This window comes from Ottowia beijingensis (genome assembly GCF_042680925.1).
Taxonomy (GTDB): Bacteria; Pseudomonadota; Gammaproteobacteria; order Burkholderiales; family Burkholderiaceae_C; genus Ottowia; species Ottowia beijingensis.
In genome coordinates this window covers 235,706-250,243 of the sequence record NZ_JBHUEP010000005.1, presented here as the reverse complement: position 1 = coordinate 250,243, position 14,538 = coordinate 235,706, and the positions used below count along the sequence as shown (strand labels likewise).

15 protein-coding genes are annotated in these 14,538 nt (G+C 68.2%); 5 read left to right on the top strand and 10 right to left on the bottom strand.

Translation table 11 applies throughout. The features are described 5' to 3' along the window. Window positions 1-150: 150 nt before the first annotated feature. A complete protein-coding gene (locus ACFSCU_RS04595; RefSeq protein ID WP_180550721.1) occupies window positions 151-810 on the bottom strand; it encodes a response regulator in 660 nt (219 codons plus the stop codon). A gap of 257 nt (window positions 811-1,067) precedes the next feature. Next, window positions 1,068-3,383 (bottom strand): sensor histidine kinase, encoded by a 2,316-nt coding sequence (locus ACFSCU_RS04590; protein ID WP_180550720.1) that lies wholly within the window; start codon window positions 3,381-3,383, stop codon window positions 1,068-1,070. Window positions 3,384-3,407: 24 nt separating this feature from the next. On the opposite strand from ACFSCU_RS04590, the gene ACFSCU_RS04585 reads away from it, so the two are divergent. Both ACFSCU_RS04585 and ybeY read left to right on the top strand, forming a co-directional pair. After that, entirely contained in the window at window positions 3,408-4,367 is a 960-nt protein-coding gene (locus ACFSCU_RS04585) for a PhoH family protein (RefSeq protein ID WP_377560021.1), read from the top strand. Window positions 4,368-4,665: 298 nt separating this feature from the next. Further along, window positions 4,666-5,130, top strand: a complete 465-nt coding sequence (gene ybeY, locus ACFSCU_RS04580; protein ID WP_180550719.1) for an rRNA maturation RNase YbeY — start codon at window positions 4,666-4,668, stop codon at window positions 5,128-5,130. Between the two features lie 54 nt (window positions 5,131-5,184). On the opposite strand, the gene dtd is transcribed toward ybeY, so the two are convergent. Next, a complete protein-coding gene (gene dtd / locus ACFSCU_RS04575) occupies window positions 5,185-5,634 on the bottom strand; it encodes a D-aminoacyl-tRNA deacylase (protein WP_180550718.1) in 450 nt (149 codons plus the stop codon). Window positions 5,635-5,927: 293 nt separating this feature from the next. After that, window positions 5,928-6,893: a cation diffusion facilitator family transporter gene (locus ACFSCU_RS04570; protein ID WP_180550717.1), complete on the bottom strand. Its 966-nt coding sequence runs from the start codon at window positions 6,891-6,893 to the stop codon at window positions 5,928-5,930. A 208-nt stretch (window positions 6,894-7,101) separates the two neighbouring features. On the opposite strand from ACFSCU_RS04570, the gene ACFSCU_RS04565 reads away from it, so the two are divergent. Continuing rightward, window positions 7,102-8,088 (top strand): TauD/TfdA family dioxygenase, encoded by a 987-nt coding sequence (locus tag ACFSCU_RS04565; protein WP_180550716.1) that lies wholly within the window; start codon window positions 7,102-7,104, stop codon window positions 8,086-8,088. An 18-nt stretch (window positions 8,089-8,106) separates the two neighbouring features. Here the strand turns inward: ACFSCU_RS04565 and tyrS are convergent, their stop codons facing one another. Then, window positions 8,107-9,351: a tyrosine--tRNA ligase gene (gene tyrS / locus ACFSCU_RS04560; protein WP_180550715.1), complete on the bottom strand. Its 1,245-nt coding sequence runs from the start codon at window positions 9,349-9,351 to the stop codon at window positions 8,107-8,109. Window positions 9,352-9,503: 152 nt separating this feature from the next. On the opposite strand from tyrS, the gene ACFSCU_RS04555 reads away from it, so the two are divergent. Continuing rightward, window positions 9,504-10,853 (top strand): M23 family metallopeptidase, encoded by a 1,350-nt coding sequence (locus ACFSCU_RS04555; protein WP_308645846.1) that lies wholly within the window; start codon window positions 9,504-9,506, stop codon window positions 10,851-10,853. A gap of 202 nt (window positions 10,854-11,055) precedes the next feature. Here the strand turns inward: ACFSCU_RS04555 and erpA are convergent, their stop codons facing one another. The 5 genes from erpA to ACFSCU_RS04530 all read right to left on the bottom strand — a co-directional run bounded on the left by erpA (window position 11,056) and on the right by ACFSCU_RS04530 (window position 13,296). Next, window positions 11,056-11,436 (bottom strand): iron-sulfur cluster insertion protein ErpA, encoded by a 381-nt coding sequence (gene erpA / locus ACFSCU_RS04550; RefSeq protein WP_180550714.1) that lies wholly within the window; start codon window positions 11,434-11,436, stop codon window positions 11,056-11,058. Between the two features lie 62 nt (window positions 11,437-11,498). Then, complete coding sequence (locus ACFSCU_RS04545) at window positions 11,499-11,945, bottom strand: bactofilin family protein (protein ID WP_333706341.1); 447 nt, start codon at window positions 11,943-11,945, stop codon at window positions 11,499-11,501. A 125-nt stretch (window positions 11,946-12,070) separates the two neighbouring features. Then, a complete protein-coding gene (gene rpsI, locus ACFSCU_RS04540; RefSeq protein WP_333706342.1) occupies window positions 12,071-12,463 on the bottom strand; it encodes a 30S ribosomal protein S9 in 393 nt (130 codons plus the stop codon). 12 nt (window positions 12,464-12,475) lie between these two features. Next, complete coding sequence (gene rplM / locus ACFSCU_RS04535; RefSeq protein WP_180550713.1) at window positions 12,476-12,904, bottom strand: 50S ribosomal protein L13; 429 nt, start codon at window positions 12,902-12,904, stop codon at window positions 12,476-12,478. A gap of 203 nt (window positions 12,905-13,107) precedes the next feature. Further along, on the bottom strand, window positions 13,108-13,296 hold the full coding sequence (locus tag ACFSCU_RS04530) for a hypothetical protein (RefSeq protein ID WP_180550712.1): 189 nt from the start codon (window positions 13,294-13,296) through the stop codon (window positions 13,108-13,110). A 116-nt stretch (window positions 13,297-13,412) separates the two neighbouring features. On the opposite strand from ACFSCU_RS04530, the gene ACFSCU_RS04525 reads away from it, so the two are divergent. Further along, on the top strand, window positions 13,413-14,384 hold the full coding sequence (locus ACFSCU_RS04525; RefSeq protein ID WP_180550711.1) for a 23S rRNA (adenine(2030)-N(6))-methyltransferase RlmJ: 972 nt from the start codon (window positions 13,413-13,415) through the stop codon (window positions 14,382-14,384). Window positions 14,385-14,538: the final 154 nt, after the last annotated feature.

Sequence of the window (14,538 nt, the reverse complement as noted above, 5' to 3'; positions counted from 1 at the left end):
CAGGATCTGGCGCCCGTCTATCAGGCGCCAGCAGCTCCTGTTTTCATATTTCAACATGTTGTCAAATGGCTATCGCCTGTTTCAGGCGCGGCAAACGGCTGACGGCAACCGCAGGGGCCAGCGTGGCGCGAGGGCTTCGTGGACCGCCGCTCAGGGCCGCACCAGCCCACGCCGCGCTGCCTCCAGCGCCGCCTCGGCGCGCGAGGAGACGTTGAGCTTGCGGTAGATCTGCTTGACGTAGTCGGCCACGGTGTGGCGCGACAGACCCAGCTGGCCGGCGATCTCGGGCAGGGTGTAGCCCTTGGCCACGCGCTGCAGGATTTCGGTCTCGCGCGCGTTCAGCGCCACCTCGTTGGGGTCGAAGCGCGTCACGTCCACGCCGCGCGGGCCGCCGGCGCTGAAGTAGGTGAGCACGCGCCGCGCGATCGGCGGCGACAGCGGCGGCTCGCCCTCGGCGATGCGGCGCAGCTGCGCAATGATGATGTGGCGCGGGCCGTCCTTCAGCAGATAGCCGAAGGCGCCCGCCTGCAGGGCCGGAAACAGGTGTTCATCGTCGTCGTGGATGGTCACCACCACCGGCACGGCCGAGGGCTGGTGGTTGCGCAGCGCCTGGATGACCTGCACGCCGCTGCCGTCGGGCAGGCCCAGGTCGACCAGCGCCACGTCGAACGGCCGCAGCGCCGCCTGCTCGATGCCTTCGCTGCAGCGCGCCACGGCCACCACCTCGGTGTCGGGAAACGCCAGGCGCGCGGTTTCGACCAGCCATTCGCAGATGGCCGGCAGATCTTCGACGACAAGCAGGGCTTTCATGACCGCGGCATGTTAAGCAGCCGCGAGCCGGCCGCGCCGATAGGGGGCCACCTTCGCGCCCCGAATGCGGGAATAAGTCCGCTATCCGCCGCCGCAGGCCGCCCGCCCGCGCGCCAGCGCACGCTCATACCAATGCGCTTTCAAAAATGACGAATGACAAATGACTTCGCTGCGCTTCAATGACAAAGAAGACATTCGTCATTTGTCATGCGGCGCCAGCCGCGGTCACTTGTCATCGTTTTGAACGCCAAACGGTATCAGGGCCGCAACGGCTCCAGCGGCACCCGCACCAGCAGGAGCGTGCCACCCAGGCTGCCGGTGGTGAAGCGGTGCGTGCCGCCCAGCCGGCGCACGCGCCGCTCGATGTTGGGCAGGCCGTGCCCGGCCGAGCGGGCCAGCGCCACCGTGTCCAGCCCGCGGCCGTTGTCTTCCACCTCCAGCTGCAGGTCGCCCTCGGTCACCTGCAGCCGCACGCGGCAATGCCCGGCGCCGCTGTGGCGGATGACGTTGGAGACCGCCTCGCGCAGCACCCGCGTCAGCTGTGCGCCGGCGCGCACCGGCATCAGCACCATGCCGTCGGGCAGGGTGGCGTCCCAGTCCACCTCGATGCCGGCCGCCGTCAGGCGCGACACGGTCTCGGCGCGCCAGTCGGCCAGCACGTCGGCCACCGGCAGCGGCTGCGCCTTCAGGTTGCGCACCGACAGGCGCATCTCCTCCAGCGCCTGGCGCGCCTGGCTGCTCACCGCCGGGTCGGTCTGCCCACTGGCATGCACCAGCGACAGCAGCTTGGCGCCCAGGTCGTCGTGCAGGTCGTCGGCGATGCGCTCGCGCTCGTCGCTGGCGCCGCGCACGTAGGCATCGTGCGCCTGGATGGTCTGCACCACCAGCTCGGACAGGCGCTGCGCCAGCCGCCGGTCGCCGCGCGAGAACAGGCGCCCGCCGCGGTCGCGCGCCCACAGCGTGAAGCCGGGCAGCTCGGCCACCGGCGGCACCCACAGCACCTGGCCATTGGCGCTCACCGTCGGCTCCAGCGCGCTGCGCAGCTCGGCCGGCGGCGGCTCGTGGCCCAGCTGGCGCACCTGCAGCGTCTGCGTCAGCAGGTTGGCCCAGTGCTGCAGGCGCTCGCCCGGCGGCGCCAGGCCCAGCGCCAGAATGCCGCTGGTCAGCTCGCGCGGCGTCGGGCCGCGCCGCAGGATGCTGCGCCCCCACACGCCGCTGGACAGCGGCACATAGGTCAGGCCGAACAGGAGCACCGCCACCAGCATCGCCAGATCGTCGTTGAGCCATTCGGTGGCCTGGATCAGCCGATAGCACACCAAGGTGCCGATGCCCGCGCCCAGGCTGAGCAGCGCCTGCATGGCCCGGTCGTCCAGATCGAACGCGCGCGAGCCGCGCAGGCCCAGCGCCGTGCCCACGCTGGTCGCGAAGATCAGGCCGAACAGCCACGCCTGCGCCACCGGCGGCGTGCCGCCGAACATCAGCACGCCTTCCTGCAGGCCCAGCAGCGCCGCCAGCGCCAGCCCCCAAGGCAGCGCCAGCGTGCGCAGGAGGGTGCGCTCGGGCGTGTGCGCCGCGCTGGCGCGCCATTGCCGCGCCATCTGCAGAAACGCCAGCCCCACGCCCGCCAGCAGCATGCCGCGGCTGGCCCAGTTGGGCGACGGCAGCCACCACAGCGCATTGGCCAGCGCCCACAGCCCGAACACGCCCGCCACCGCGGCCTTGTGCCAGCCCGCGCCCGGCAGGCGAACCGGAAAATTCGTCAGCAAGCCCGCCAGGAACAGCAGTGCACCGATGCTGGCGGCGTGGTTGATGAACAGCAGGGTGTGGAACAGCCCGGCCGGCAGCGCCAGCTCGCGCCCGCTGAACACCGCGGCGCAGCTCAGCAGCACGCTCAGCATCAGCGCCGCCAGCGACGAGCAGACCGTGGCCGCCTGCGTCGGGTACACCACCAGCACCCAGGCCGCGGCCAGCAGGCTGACGGCCTGCACCAGAAACAGGAACCAGAATACGTTCGACAGGGCGCGGAACGGCCGCTCCTTGGCCGGCGCCAGTTCGATGCCGACCGGCGCCGCCTCGGGCGCCTGCACCTGCAGCCCCACCAGCGGCTCGCCCCACAGGCGCGCCAGCAGGTCCTGCCGCTCGTAGAAGCGCGCCCACGCGGCATAGCTCGGCAGCTGGTCGGGGTTCTCCACCAGGTCGGCGGGCTCCAGCGTGATGCTGGCATCGTCCAGCAGCGAGGTGACGGCCAGCAGGCGCATGCCGGGGCGCAGACCGGCGTCCTGCGCCGGGCTGCGGTCATGCACCGCCAGCACCTCCACCTGATCGCCGACGACCCCCAGCTGCACGCCCACCCAGGGCCGCGCCATCGACAGCGCCGTGGCCACCACGCCGGCCAGCGTGATCCACAGCACCGCCAGCAGCAGCGCGTGGCGCCGCAGCCAGCCGGCGGTGCGCGACGCCGCGGGCCGCCCTGCCGCCTCGCCGCCCAGCGGCGCGCGCGCGCTGTCGAGCAGGCCGCGCTCGGTGTCGAGCGCGGCCGGCGTGGTCGCGGGCGGCGGGTGGATGAAGCTCACGGCACGATGGGTGACAATGCGGCGGTGATTCTGCGCCATACCTTCACCCCCCTCAACAACACCCGGCTGGCCCACCTGTGCGGCCCCATGGACGAGCACCTGCGCACCATCGAGGCCGGGCTGCAGGTGGCCATCGCGCACCGGCACGAGCAGTTCAAGATCGACGGCCCCAAGAAGCAGGCCGAGCGCGCGCTCACCGTGCTGCAGGCGCTGTACGAACTGGCCGACCGCCCCATCAAGCCCGACACCGTGCAGCTGATGCTGGCCGGCGACGGCGAGCCGCTGGCCGAAGGCGCCGACGGCCGCCTGGTGCTGGCCACGCGCCGTGCCGACCTGCAGGCGCGCACGCCCAACCAGAGCGTGTACCTCGACAACATCGCCCACCACGACATCACCTTCGGCATCGGCCCCGCCGGCACCGGCAAGACCTTCCTGGCCGTGGCCTGCGCCGTCGACGCGCTGGAGCGGCAAAGCGTGCAGCGCATCGTGCTCACGCGCCCGGCGGTCGAGGCCGGCGAGCGCCTGGGCTTTCTGCCCGGCGACCTGACGCAGAAGGTCGACCCCTACCTGCGCCCGCTGTACGACGCGCTGTACGAGCTGATGGGCTTCGATCGCGTGCAAAAGGCCTTCGAGCGCAACCAGCTCGAGATCGCGCCGCTGGCCTTCATGCGCGGGCGCACGCTGAACCACGCCTTCGTCATCCTCGACGAGGCGCAGAACACCACGCCCGAGCAGATGAAGATGTTCCTCACCCGCATCGGCTTCGGCAGCCGCTGCGTGGTGACCGGCGACGTGAGCCAGGTCGACCTGCCCAAGGGCGCCACCAGCGGCCTGGTGGACGCCGAGCGCGTGCTGCGCCGCGTCAAGGGCCTGGCCTTCACCCGCTTCACCAGCGCCGACGTGGTGCGGCACCCGCTGGTGGCGCGCATCGTGGACGCCTACGACGCCGCGCCGCGCCATGCGGGCAAGGCGTCGGCAGCGTGATGAACCTCATTGGCTTGATCATCGAGAAGACCCGGATGACACGCGGACCGCATCCGCTGTGTGGGAGCGGGCTGGCCCGCGATCCGGCGTTCATTGCGACGAGGCGCCTCATCGCGGGCCAGCCCGCTCCCACAAAGCAGTCTGAGACTGGTTGACAATCAAGCTGTTTCGATAGCTGCTTGCGCTTGATATACAAGGATTTCAGGCATATTTCCATCTGAAATCGTTCAATGATGGGCGCAGGCAGCTATCAATTCAAGACCACACAGCCGCGCCAGCCAACGCCTCCCAGCAGCCCATGCCCCAGCCGCCCCTGAGCCTCAGCCTGCAGTTCGCCCGTTTCGACGGCGTGGCCGCGCACCGCGCCGCGCTGCCGCGCCACAAGGTGCTGCGCTGGGTGCGCGCCGCGCTGGGTGGCGACGTGCAGGCGGCCGAGATCACGGTGCGCATCGTCGATGCCGACGAGGGCCGGCAGCTCAACCGCGATTTCCGCGGCAAGGACTACGCCACCAACGTGCTGACCTTCGACTACAGCGGCGCGCCGGTGGTGGCGGCCGATCTGGTGCTGTGCGCGCCGGTGGTGGCGCGCGAGGCGGCCGAGCTGGGCAAGCCCCTGGCCGAGCACTACGCCCACCTGCTGGTGCACGGCACGCTGCACGCGCAGGGCTGGGACCACGAAACCAGCGAGGCCGACGCCGAGGCGATGGAGGCGCAGGAAGCCGCCATCCTGGCCGCGCTGGGGCAGCCCAACCCCTATCAGTGAAATTGGCCTGCAGCGCTTGTACAGCAAGCGCTGGAAGCTATCAAAAGCAAAGCATCAGGCCGCAGCACTCATCCGCAGCGGAATCGTCACCGGCCCGTCGTTGACCAGCGCCACCTGCATGTCGGCGGCGAATTCGCCGGTGGCCACCTCGGGGTGGGCAGCGCGCGCCTGGGCGACGAAATGCTCGTACAGGTGGCGGCCCAGCTCGGGCGGCGCGGCATTGGTGAAGCTCGGCCGGTTGCCGCCCGCCGTGTCGGCCGCCAGCGTGAACTGGCTGACGATGAGCAGCCCGCCGCCCACGTCCTGCACGCTCAGGTTCATCTTGCCGGCGGCGTCGCTGAAGATGCGCAGCTTGAGCAGCTTGGCCAGCAGCCGGTCGGCCACGGCCTCGTCGTCGCCGCGCTCGGCGCACAGCAGCACCAGCAGGCCGGGGCCGATGGCGCCGGTGACGCGGCCATCGACGGTGACACGGGCTTCGGAGACGCGCTGGATCAGGGCTTGCATGGGGCGGAACGCGGTGATGGCCTCATCGGCCGGGATTCAAAAACACTGGATGCGCAACCAGACAGCGTTGTGGGAGCGGGCTGGCCCGCGATGAAGCGTCTGGTCGCCACCACGGCTTGATCGCGGGCAAGCCCGCTCCCACACCGCAGGTGCGGTTTGCGCGTGATCTGAGAGTTCTTCATGATCAATGAAAAACAATAGCTGCTTGCGCCCACCCACGCTCGATTTCAGATCATTTTCCCTTGAAAACATTGCTGTACAGGCGCTGGACGCTATCGAAATTGTATGCACCCTCAATGCGCATGCAGGCTTTCGGGCGCGCCCTCCAGCGGCTCGTTCAGGTCGACGGTGATCGGCTCCACGCCGTCGGGCAGCATCTGGATGCTGGCGTGCAGGCCCGGCACCGCCTCGGCCAGCGCGTGCTCGACCTGGTGGCGCAGGTCGTCGGCGCGGCCCAGCGTCCAGGTCGGCGGCACGTGCATGTGCACGTTGATGAAGCGGCGCTGGCCGGCGCGGCGCGTCATCAGGTGGTCGAACAGCACCACGTGCTGGTCGCCCAGCCGCTGGCTGAAGCGCTCCAGCACGGCTTCGATGTCGCCGTGCACTTCGGGCTCGACGGCGCTGTCCATCAGCCCGCTCCACGAGCGCCAGATCAACCGCGCGCCCTCCCACACGATGTTCAGCGCCACGCCGATGGCCACCAGCGGGTCCAGCCACCGCCAGCCGGTCACGCCCACCAGCAACAGGCCGGCGACCACGCCGGCCGACGTCCAGACGTCGGTCAGCAGGTGCTTGGCATCGGCCTCCAGCGCGATCGAGCGGTGCATGCGCGAGGCGCGCAGCATCACCCAGGCCAGCACGCCGTTGAGCACCGAGCTGGCTACCGACAGCGCCAGGCCCCAGCCCACCTGCTCCAGCGGCTGCGGGTTCCAGAAGCGCGGCAACGCCGTCCAGATGATGGCCGCCGCGGCGCCGATGATCAGAATGCCCTCGAAGCCGGACGAGAAGTATTCGGCCTTGTCGTGGCCGTAGGGGTGGTCGTCGTCGGCCGGGCGCGCGGCCACCGTCACCATCAGCAGGCCGAACATGGCGGCCGCCAGGTTGACGAAGGATTCCATGGCATCCGACAGCAGGCCGACCGAGCCGGTGATCCACCACGCCGCTGTCTTGAGGGTGATCGTCATCAGCGCCACGACCACCGACACCGCCATCAGGCGGCGCGGCGTCATCCAGGCGCGGACGGAAGCAAGGGCGTTCATGCCGGCATTGTCGCCAAGCGCGGCGACAAGCATCGGCGGCCGCGCGCAGCCGGCACGGCGCTTATGGCCAAAACGGGGTTTTGCGCCCATGTGCCGGGCGCCGGCAGCTATCGTTATTGAAGCAATTGCGGCAGATCATGGCGCTTTGCCGGCGCTGACGTTAATCTTGCCGTTTCAACCCCACCCACCTGCCGCCCCCGGAGCAGCCATGAGCGTCATCCTGAAAGAAAAGATCACCGGCCCCGCCGCCTGGAAAGGCCCCAACATCGCGGCCGACCCGGCCTGGCTGTACCACTTCACGCCCGACGACATCGCCGTGCTGGACGCCGCGCTGGCGACGCTGAAGGCGCGCGGCCGCGCGTTTCCGCACTTCGGCGCGCAGGACTTCCCGATCGCACCGCTGGTGCCGCGCCTGACCGCCTTCGCCGACGAGCTGGAAAACGGCCGCGGCTTCAAGCTGCTGCGCGGCCTGCCCGTCGAGCGCTACAGCGACGCCGAGATCAACGCCATCACCTACGGCATCGGCCTGCACCTGGGCCAGCCGGTGTGCCAGAACCCGCGCGGCGACCTGCTGGGCGAGGTGATGAACGTGGGCGACATCCACGACAAGAACACCCGCGTCTACGAAACCAACCTGTACCTGCCCTACCACTCCGACCCGTCCGACGTGGTGGGCCTGATGTGCGTGCGCAAGGCGCGGCAGGGCGGCCTGTCCAGCCTGGTCAGCGTGGCGGCGATCTACAACGAGATCCTGGACAAGCACCGCGAGCTGCTGGGCCTGTACTACCGCCCCATCCACTTCGCCCACCTGTGCGAGCCGCAGCCCAGCCTGTCGCCCATCTTCAGCTACCACCAGGGCAAGCTGAGCTGCCGCTATCTGCGCCAGTACATCGAGCTGGGCGCCGACATCTGCAAGCTGCCGCTGTCGCGCGTCGAAATCGAGGCGCTGGACGTGTTCGACCGCGTGATGGCCGACCCGGCGCTGCGCCTGGACATGATGCTGGAGCCCGGCGACCTGCAATTCGCCAACAACTACGCCGTGCTGCACTCGCGCACCGAGTTCGAGGACCACGAACACCTGGCCCTGCGCCGCAAGATGCTGCGCCTGTGGCTGAAGATGCCCAACGCGCGCGCGCTGGCGCCGGAGTTTCCGGGGCGCAACGGCTTTCCGGCGCCCGAGACGGCCGCGGCCTGAGCCGCCGGCAGGTGTGCTTCAGGCCAGCGTCACGCGGGCGAACTTGCGCTTGCCCACCTGCACGACGTAAGTGCCCGCTTTCAGCTTCAGCCCTTTGTCGCTGACCACGCCGGAATCGACGCGCACGCCGCCGCCGTCGATCAGGCGGTTGGCCTCGCTGGTCGACGGCGCCAGCCCGGACTGCTTGAGCACCAGGCCGATGCCGAGCGCGCCGCCCTCGCCCGCGGCCAGCGACACTTCGGGAATCTCGTCCGGCACGCCGCCCTTGCTGCGGTTGGTGAAGTCGGCTTCAGCGGCATCGGCCGCCGCGGCCGAATGGAAGCGCGCCGTGATCTCCTTGGCCAGCATCACCTTGGCGTCCTTCGGGTTGCGGCCGGCGCCCACCTCGGCCTGCAGTGCCTCGATGTCGGCCATCGACCTGAACGACAGCAGCGTGTACCAGCGCCACATCAGCTCGTCGCTGATCGACAGCACCTTCGCGAACATGGTGTTGGCGTCTTCGGTGATGCCGATGTAGTTGTTCTTCGACTTCGACATCTTCTCGACGCCGTCCAGCCCTTCCAGCAGCGGCATGGTCAGGATGCACTGCGGCTCCTGGCCATACTCCTGCTGCAGGTGGCGGCCCATCAGCAGGTTGAACTTCTGGTCGGTGCCGCCGAGTTCAATGTCGGACTTGAGCGCCACCGAGTCGTAGCCCTGCATCAGCGGGTAGAGGAACTCGTGGATGCTGATCGAGTTGCCGGCGTGGAAGCGCTCGTGGAAGTCGTTGCGCTCCATCATGCGCGCCACGGTGTATTTGGCCGCCAGCTTGATCAGCCCGCGCGTGCCCAGCGCGTCGCTCCACTCGCTGTTGTAGCGCAGCTCGGTGCGGGCGGGGTCGAGCACCTTGAAGGCCTGCGTCTTGTAGGTCTCGGCGTTGGCGCGAATCTGCTCCTCGGTCAGCGGCGGGCGGGTGGTGTTGCGGCCGCTGGGGTCGCCGATCAGCGTGGTGAAGTCGCCGATCAGGAAGATCACCTGGTGCCCCAGGTCCTGCAGCTGGCGCATCTTGTTCAGCACCACGGTGTGGCCGATGTGGATGTCGGGCGCCGTCGGGTCCAGCCCCAGCTTGATGCGCAGCGGCTGGCCGCTGGCCTCCGACCGGGCCAGCTTCTTCAGCCAGTCCTCCTGCGGCAGCAGCTCCTCGCAGCCGCGCAGCGAAATGGCCATGGCCTCGCGCACGCGGTCGGATACCGGCGGGTTCGTAATATCGGTGTCAGTTTTCATGTGCTTTTGGTTGTAGGAGCTTGCCTACGACGTTATACTGGCGCGTTAAGGCCCGATTCTAGAGGCCCGGCTCTCTTCGACAGAGCGCTTCGACAGGTGACCCGCTGCCCATGTCTGTCGCCTGACTGCAACGAATTCCGGAACAACGTCGCGTGAAGCAACAACTGATTTCCTCCGGCCTGGCCGTCGCTGATTTCATCCACCGTCACCCCAAACGCATCACCGCGGTCATCGCCGGCTTCATGCTGTGCGGCGGCGGCGGCGCGTTTGCCGTGGCCTCGCTGGCGCCCACCGCCCCCACCGCGCCGCTGCGCCTGGTGGCCGAGTCGGTGGAGCCGCAACTGGGCGCCCAGACCGACATCCTGGACACCCATTCCTTTACCCTCTACCGCAGCGAATCGACCCGCAGCAACGACACGCCCGAGGCGCTGCTCAAGCGGCTGGGCCTGGCCGACCCGGCCGCCGCGGCCTTCCTGCGCAAGAACGAGACCACGCGCCAGGCGCTGTTCGGCCGCTTCACCCGCCTGGTGACGGCCGAGGCCAGCGACCGGCAGGAACTGCTCAAGCTGCAGACCCACTGGCTCGACAAGAACGACGACGAGAACTTCAAGCGCCTGGTGGTCGAGAAGGCGGGCGACGCTTTCAGCGTGCGCGTCGAGACCGCGCCCCTGGTGGCCAACCAGCGCATCGCCAGCGGCACCATCCGCGGCACGCTGTTCGCCGCCACCGACGAGGCCAACCTGCCCGACAGCGTGACCAAGCAGCTGACCGAGATCTTCGAGTCCAACGTCGACTTTCACCGCGGCCTGCGCCGGGGCGACCGCTTCTCGGTGGTCTACGAAACGCTGGAAGCCGACGGCGAAACCATGCGCGCCGGCAAGATCCTGAGCGCCGAGGTGGTCAACCGCGGCCGGACGCACCAGGCCATCTGGTTCAAGGAACAGGGCGCGACCAAGGGCGCCTACTACACCCCCGACGGCCAGAGCCTGCGCAAGGCCTACCTGCTGTCGCCGATGGAGGTGTCGCGCATCACCAGCGGCTTCGGCATGCGCAACCACCCGGTGTACGGCTACAGCCGCGAGCACAACGGCGTCGACTACGCCGCCCCCACCGGCACGCCGGTGCGCACCATCGGCGACGGCGTGGTCACCTTTGCCGGCGTGCAGAACGGCTACGGCAACGTGATCCAGATTCGCCACCGCAACGCCAAGGATTCGACGCTGTACGCGCACCTGTCGCGCATCGACGTGAAGGTGGGCGACAACGTGATGCAGGGCGAGAAGATCGGTGCCGTGGGCTCCACCGGCGTGTCGACCGGCCCGCACCTGCATTTCGAGTTCCGCATCGACAACACGCCGCAGGACCCGACCGAAGTGCTGGCCGAGCAGCGCGAGTACGTGCCCGTGTCGCCCGGCGGCAAGGCGGCGTTCGCCAAGTGGTCGTCCGGCATGAAGATGCAGCTGACCGCCGCCGGCGAGATCACGCGCAGCAGCTTCGAGTAGGTCGCACGCAACCACAAAAAAGGGCGCCCAGGGCGCCCTTTTTTCGTTGGCTCAACCCGGCCGCTTGTGATGCGGGGAGTCTTGGCAGAAACATCAAAAATAATAGCTGCTTGCGCTCATCCACAAAGGATTTCAGATCGATTTCTCTTGAAATGCTTACCAGACCTGCGCATGCCACTATACAAATTAAAGTGCAGTGGGCTTACTCGTCCGCCACCGAGAACGACGAGCCGCAGCCGCAGGTGGTCTGGGCGTTGGGGTTCTTGATGACGAACTGCGCGCCCTGCAGGTCTTCCTTGTAGTCGATCTCGGCGCCGACCAGGTACTGGTAGCTCATGGCGTCGATCAGCAGCGAGACGCCGTTCTTGGTCATCGTCGTGTCGTCCTCGTTGGCGATCTCGTCGAAGGTGAAGCCGTACTGGAAGCCCGAGCAGCCGCCGCCCTGCACGAACACGCGCAGCTTCAGGTCGGGGTTGCCTTCTTCCGCGATCAGGTCGGCCACCTTGGCGGCCGCGCTGTCGCTGAAGAGGATCGGGTCAGGCATCGCGGTGGGGGTTTGAATGTCTTGGGCTACGGCGCTCATGGCGGTTCCTGCGGTCAAAAACGAATTGACCAATAGTATATCGAATTAGTCGGGTTTTCGCTTCACGGCCGGTCCAGGTCCAGCGTCGGCTCGGTGGGCTCGCGCGGCTCCTCGGCCGGTGAATTGGAGGCCATCGGCTCGTGCGCCACGGGCGGCGGCGTCAGCTGCGGCTGCAACTGGCCGGCAATCACCGCACCCTGCGCCATTTCCAGCGACTTGTAGCGCACATCGCCCTGCACGCGCGCCTTCGACTGCAGCTCCAGCAGCTCGCGCGCCAGCACCGGGCCGACCACCGTGCCGCCGATCACCACGTGGTCGGCGCTGATCGCCCCTTCCACGCTGCCGCCCTCGCCGATCACCAGCACGCTGGGCTGGCCGCCTTCGGCGATCACATCACCCAGCACCGTGCCGTCAATCTGCAGGCCGTCCTGGAATGTGCACGGCCCCTGCACACGCATGCCGGCGCCGATGGTGCTGCGAACCGACAACTTCGACTTGATGCCCAGCATCTCACGGACTCCTTGATTGGTTGCCCTGCTTTTACCACGCTGCCCGCCAGCGCGGGGCGGCACGCCCAAGAAAAAACCGCGCCAGCCTGACGGCCGCGCGGTTCCTTCGGTTGCCTGCAGCGGAATCAGCGCTTGCTGAACTGCTTGCGACGGCGGGCGGAGTGCAGACCGACCTTCTTGCGCTCGACCTCGCGCGCGTCGCGCGTGACGAAACCGGCGGCCGACAGCTGCGGCTTCAGGTTCGCGTCGTAGTCGATCAGCGCGCGGGTGATGCCGTGGCGCACCGCACCGGCCTGGCCGGATTCGCCGCCGCCGTGCACGTTGACCTGCACGTCGAAGGTCTCGACGTTGTCGGTCAGCACCAGCGGCTGCTTGCAGATCATGATCGAGGTCTGGCGGCCGAAGAAGTCAGCAATGTCCTTGCCGTTCACCGTGATCTTGCCGGAGCCTTTTTTCAGAAACACGCGGGCGACGCTGGACTTGCGACGGCCGGTGCCATTGTTCCAATCACCAATCATTGCATCGGCTCCTTAGACTTCCAGCGCCTTGGGCTGCTGGGCGCTGTGCGGGTGCTCGGCGCCGCCGTACACCTTCAGCTTCTTGATCATGGCGTAGCCCAGCGGGCCCTTGGGCAGCATGCCCTTGACGGCCTTCTCCAGCGCGCGGCCGGGGTGCTTGGCCTGCAGGTCGCGGAAGTTGGTCTCGCGCAGACCACCCGGATAGCCGGTGTGGCGGTAGTACTTCTTGTCGAGCTCTTTCGCGCCGGTGACGCGGAGCTTGGAGGCGTTGACGACCACGATGTAGTCGCCGGTATCGACGTGAGGCGTGTAAATGGCCTTGTGCTTGCCGCGCAGACGGAGGGCAACTTCGCTGGCTACCCGTCCGAGCACCTTGTCGGTGGCGTCAATCACAAACCACTCGTGCGTCACGTCAGCGGGTTTCGCGCTGAACGTTTTCATGAGTTTTCCTGTGCAAAGGATGGTTTGGTCAGACCCTTTTCCACGGTCGGTGCTCCTCTTGTGACGGGAGCCTCTTAGGTGGGTTTCGGCGCCCCGCCCCCTGTAAAGAAAGGCGATTCACCGCTTGCCGCGGGGTCTTGCAAAGCGCTGCAAAGCCTTTGATTCTACCCCGGCGCGGCGCCGTCAGGCAAGAACCCGGGCGCTCAATGCCATGGCGGCGGCGTCAGCCGCGCATCGGGCTTGCGCCGCAGGGCGATGCGCCGGGCCGATTCGCGCGCAAAGGCCCGCGCCATGGCCAGCGCCAGGGGTTCGCGCGACTCGGCGCGCTCGCTCCACTTGGCCAGCAGCAACGCCAGTTCACTGTCGGAGCACGGCGGCACTTCCAGTTCCATTCCTCACCTCTTCGCATCCTTTTATTAGCACGAAATTCTACGTTTTCAGGCGCGCGCTCACACCCCCGATTTGCGGGACGGGCGGCGCAGCACCGCGGCGCGGGTACCATGCCCGCATGTTCAGCTACCGCCACGCCTTCCACGCCGGCAACCATGCCGACGTGCTGAAACACATCACGCTGCTGGCGACGCTGCGACACCTGATGCGCAAGGATTCGCCACTGTTGCTGGTCGACACCCACGCGGGCGCGGGCATCTACCGGCTGGACGGCGGCGCGGCGCAGACCTCGGGCGAGGCGGCGGCCGGCATCGCGCGCATGCAGGCGCTGTGGGCCCATCCTGATTTCGATGAAAAATCGGCTTCAGCGCCCGCCAATAAAGCGCAAGCAGCTATCAATAATGAAGCAGATGCACTCGCCGACTATCTGGCCCTGATCGCCGGCTTCAACCGCGATGGCAACGACGACTGGCGCGTCTACCCCGGCTCGCCCTTGCTGATGCACGCCCTGATGACCGAGCCCGCGCGCGCGCCGGTGCACGACCGCCTGAAGCTGTTCGAGATGCACCCCACCGACGCCCAGGCACTGCAGGCGCACATCGAGCAACTGGAGGCTGGCCGCCAGGTGACGATGGCGCGGCAGGACGGCTTCGATGGCCTGAAGGCACTGCTGCCACCACCACCGGCCGCTGGCGGCTCGCGCCGGGCGCTGGTGCTGATCGACCCCAGCTACGAAATCAAGAGCGACTACGCCAAGGTGGCCGCGGCCGTGCAGGATGCGCTGAAGCGCTTTGCCACCGGCGTGTACCTCGTCTGGTACCCCATCATCGGGCGCCCCGAGGCGCATGGCCTGCCGCGCCGGCTCAAGACGCTGGCACAACAGGCCGGGCGCACCTGGCTGCACGCCACGCTCAACGTGGGCGCTGCACCCGGCGGCGCCGGGCTGTCGGCCAGCGGCATGTTCGTCATCAACCCGCCGCACAGCCTGAAGGGCACGCTGGACGCGGCGCTGCCTCTCGTGCTGCAAGCCCTGGGCGACGGCCGTGGGCGCGGGCATGCCTGGTCGGTGGAAGCCGGCGACGCTGGTTGACGGCGCGGGAAAACCCTCAACCCCGGCCGACCAATTAACCGACCGCTCGGTCGGCTAATTCTCTATACTCCGGTTTCGCGCATTTCATGGCGTGCGGTGTTGGCCGCGCGCCAACCACCCACGACAGGAGACATCCGCGTGTACACCCAATCCT

Bases quoted from the DNA above. Each gene is read 5' to 3' on its own strand.
- rpsI (WP_333706342.1), bottom strand. From the start codon at position 12,463: ATGATTGGTGATTGGAACAATGGCACCGGCCGTCGCAAGTCCAGCGTC.
- ACFSCU_RS04570 (WP_180550717.1), bottom strand. From the start codon at position 6,893: ATGAACGCCCTTGCTTCCGTCCGCGCCTGGATGACGCCGCGCCGCCTG.
- ACFSCU_RS04545 (WP_333706341.1), bottom strand. From the start codon at position 11,945: ATGCTGGGCATCAAGTCGAAGTTGTCGGTTCGCAGCACCATCGGCGCC.
- ACFSCU_RS04595 (WP_180550721.1), bottom strand. From the start codon at position 810: ATGAAAGCCCTGCTTGTCGTCGAAGATCTGCCGGCCATCTGCGAATGG.
- erpA (WP_180550714.1), bottom strand. From the start codon at position 11,436: ATGAGCGCCGTAGCCCAAGACATTCAAACCCCCACCGCGATGCCTGAC.
- rplM (WP_180550713.1), bottom strand. From the start codon at position 12,904: ATGAAAACGTTCAGCGCGAAACCCGCTGACGTGACGCACGAGTGGTTT.
- ACFSCU_RS04530 (WP_180550712.1), bottom strand. From the start codon at position 13,296: ATGGAACTGGAAGTGCCGCCGTGCTCCGACAGTGAACTGGCGTTGCTG.
- dtd (WP_180550718.1), bottom strand. From the start codon at position 5,634: ATGCAAGCCCTGATCCAGCGCGTCTCCGAAGCCCGTGTCACCGTCGAT.
- ybeY (WP_180550719.1), top strand. From the start codon at position 4,666: ATGCCCCAGCCGCCCCTGAGCCTCAGCCTGCAGTTCGCCCGTTTCGAC.
- ACFSCU_RS04565 (WP_180550716.1), top strand. From the start codon at position 7,102: ATGAGCGTCATCCTGAAAGAAAAGATCACCGGCCCCGCCGCCTGGAAA.
- ACFSCU_RS04525 (WP_180550711.1), top strand. From the start codon at position 13,413: ATGTTCAGCTACCGCCACGCCTTCCACGCCGGCAACCATGCCGACGTG.
- tyrS (WP_180550715.1), bottom strand. From the start codon at position 9,351: ATGAAAACTGACACCGATATTACGAACCCGCCGGTATCCGACCGCGTG.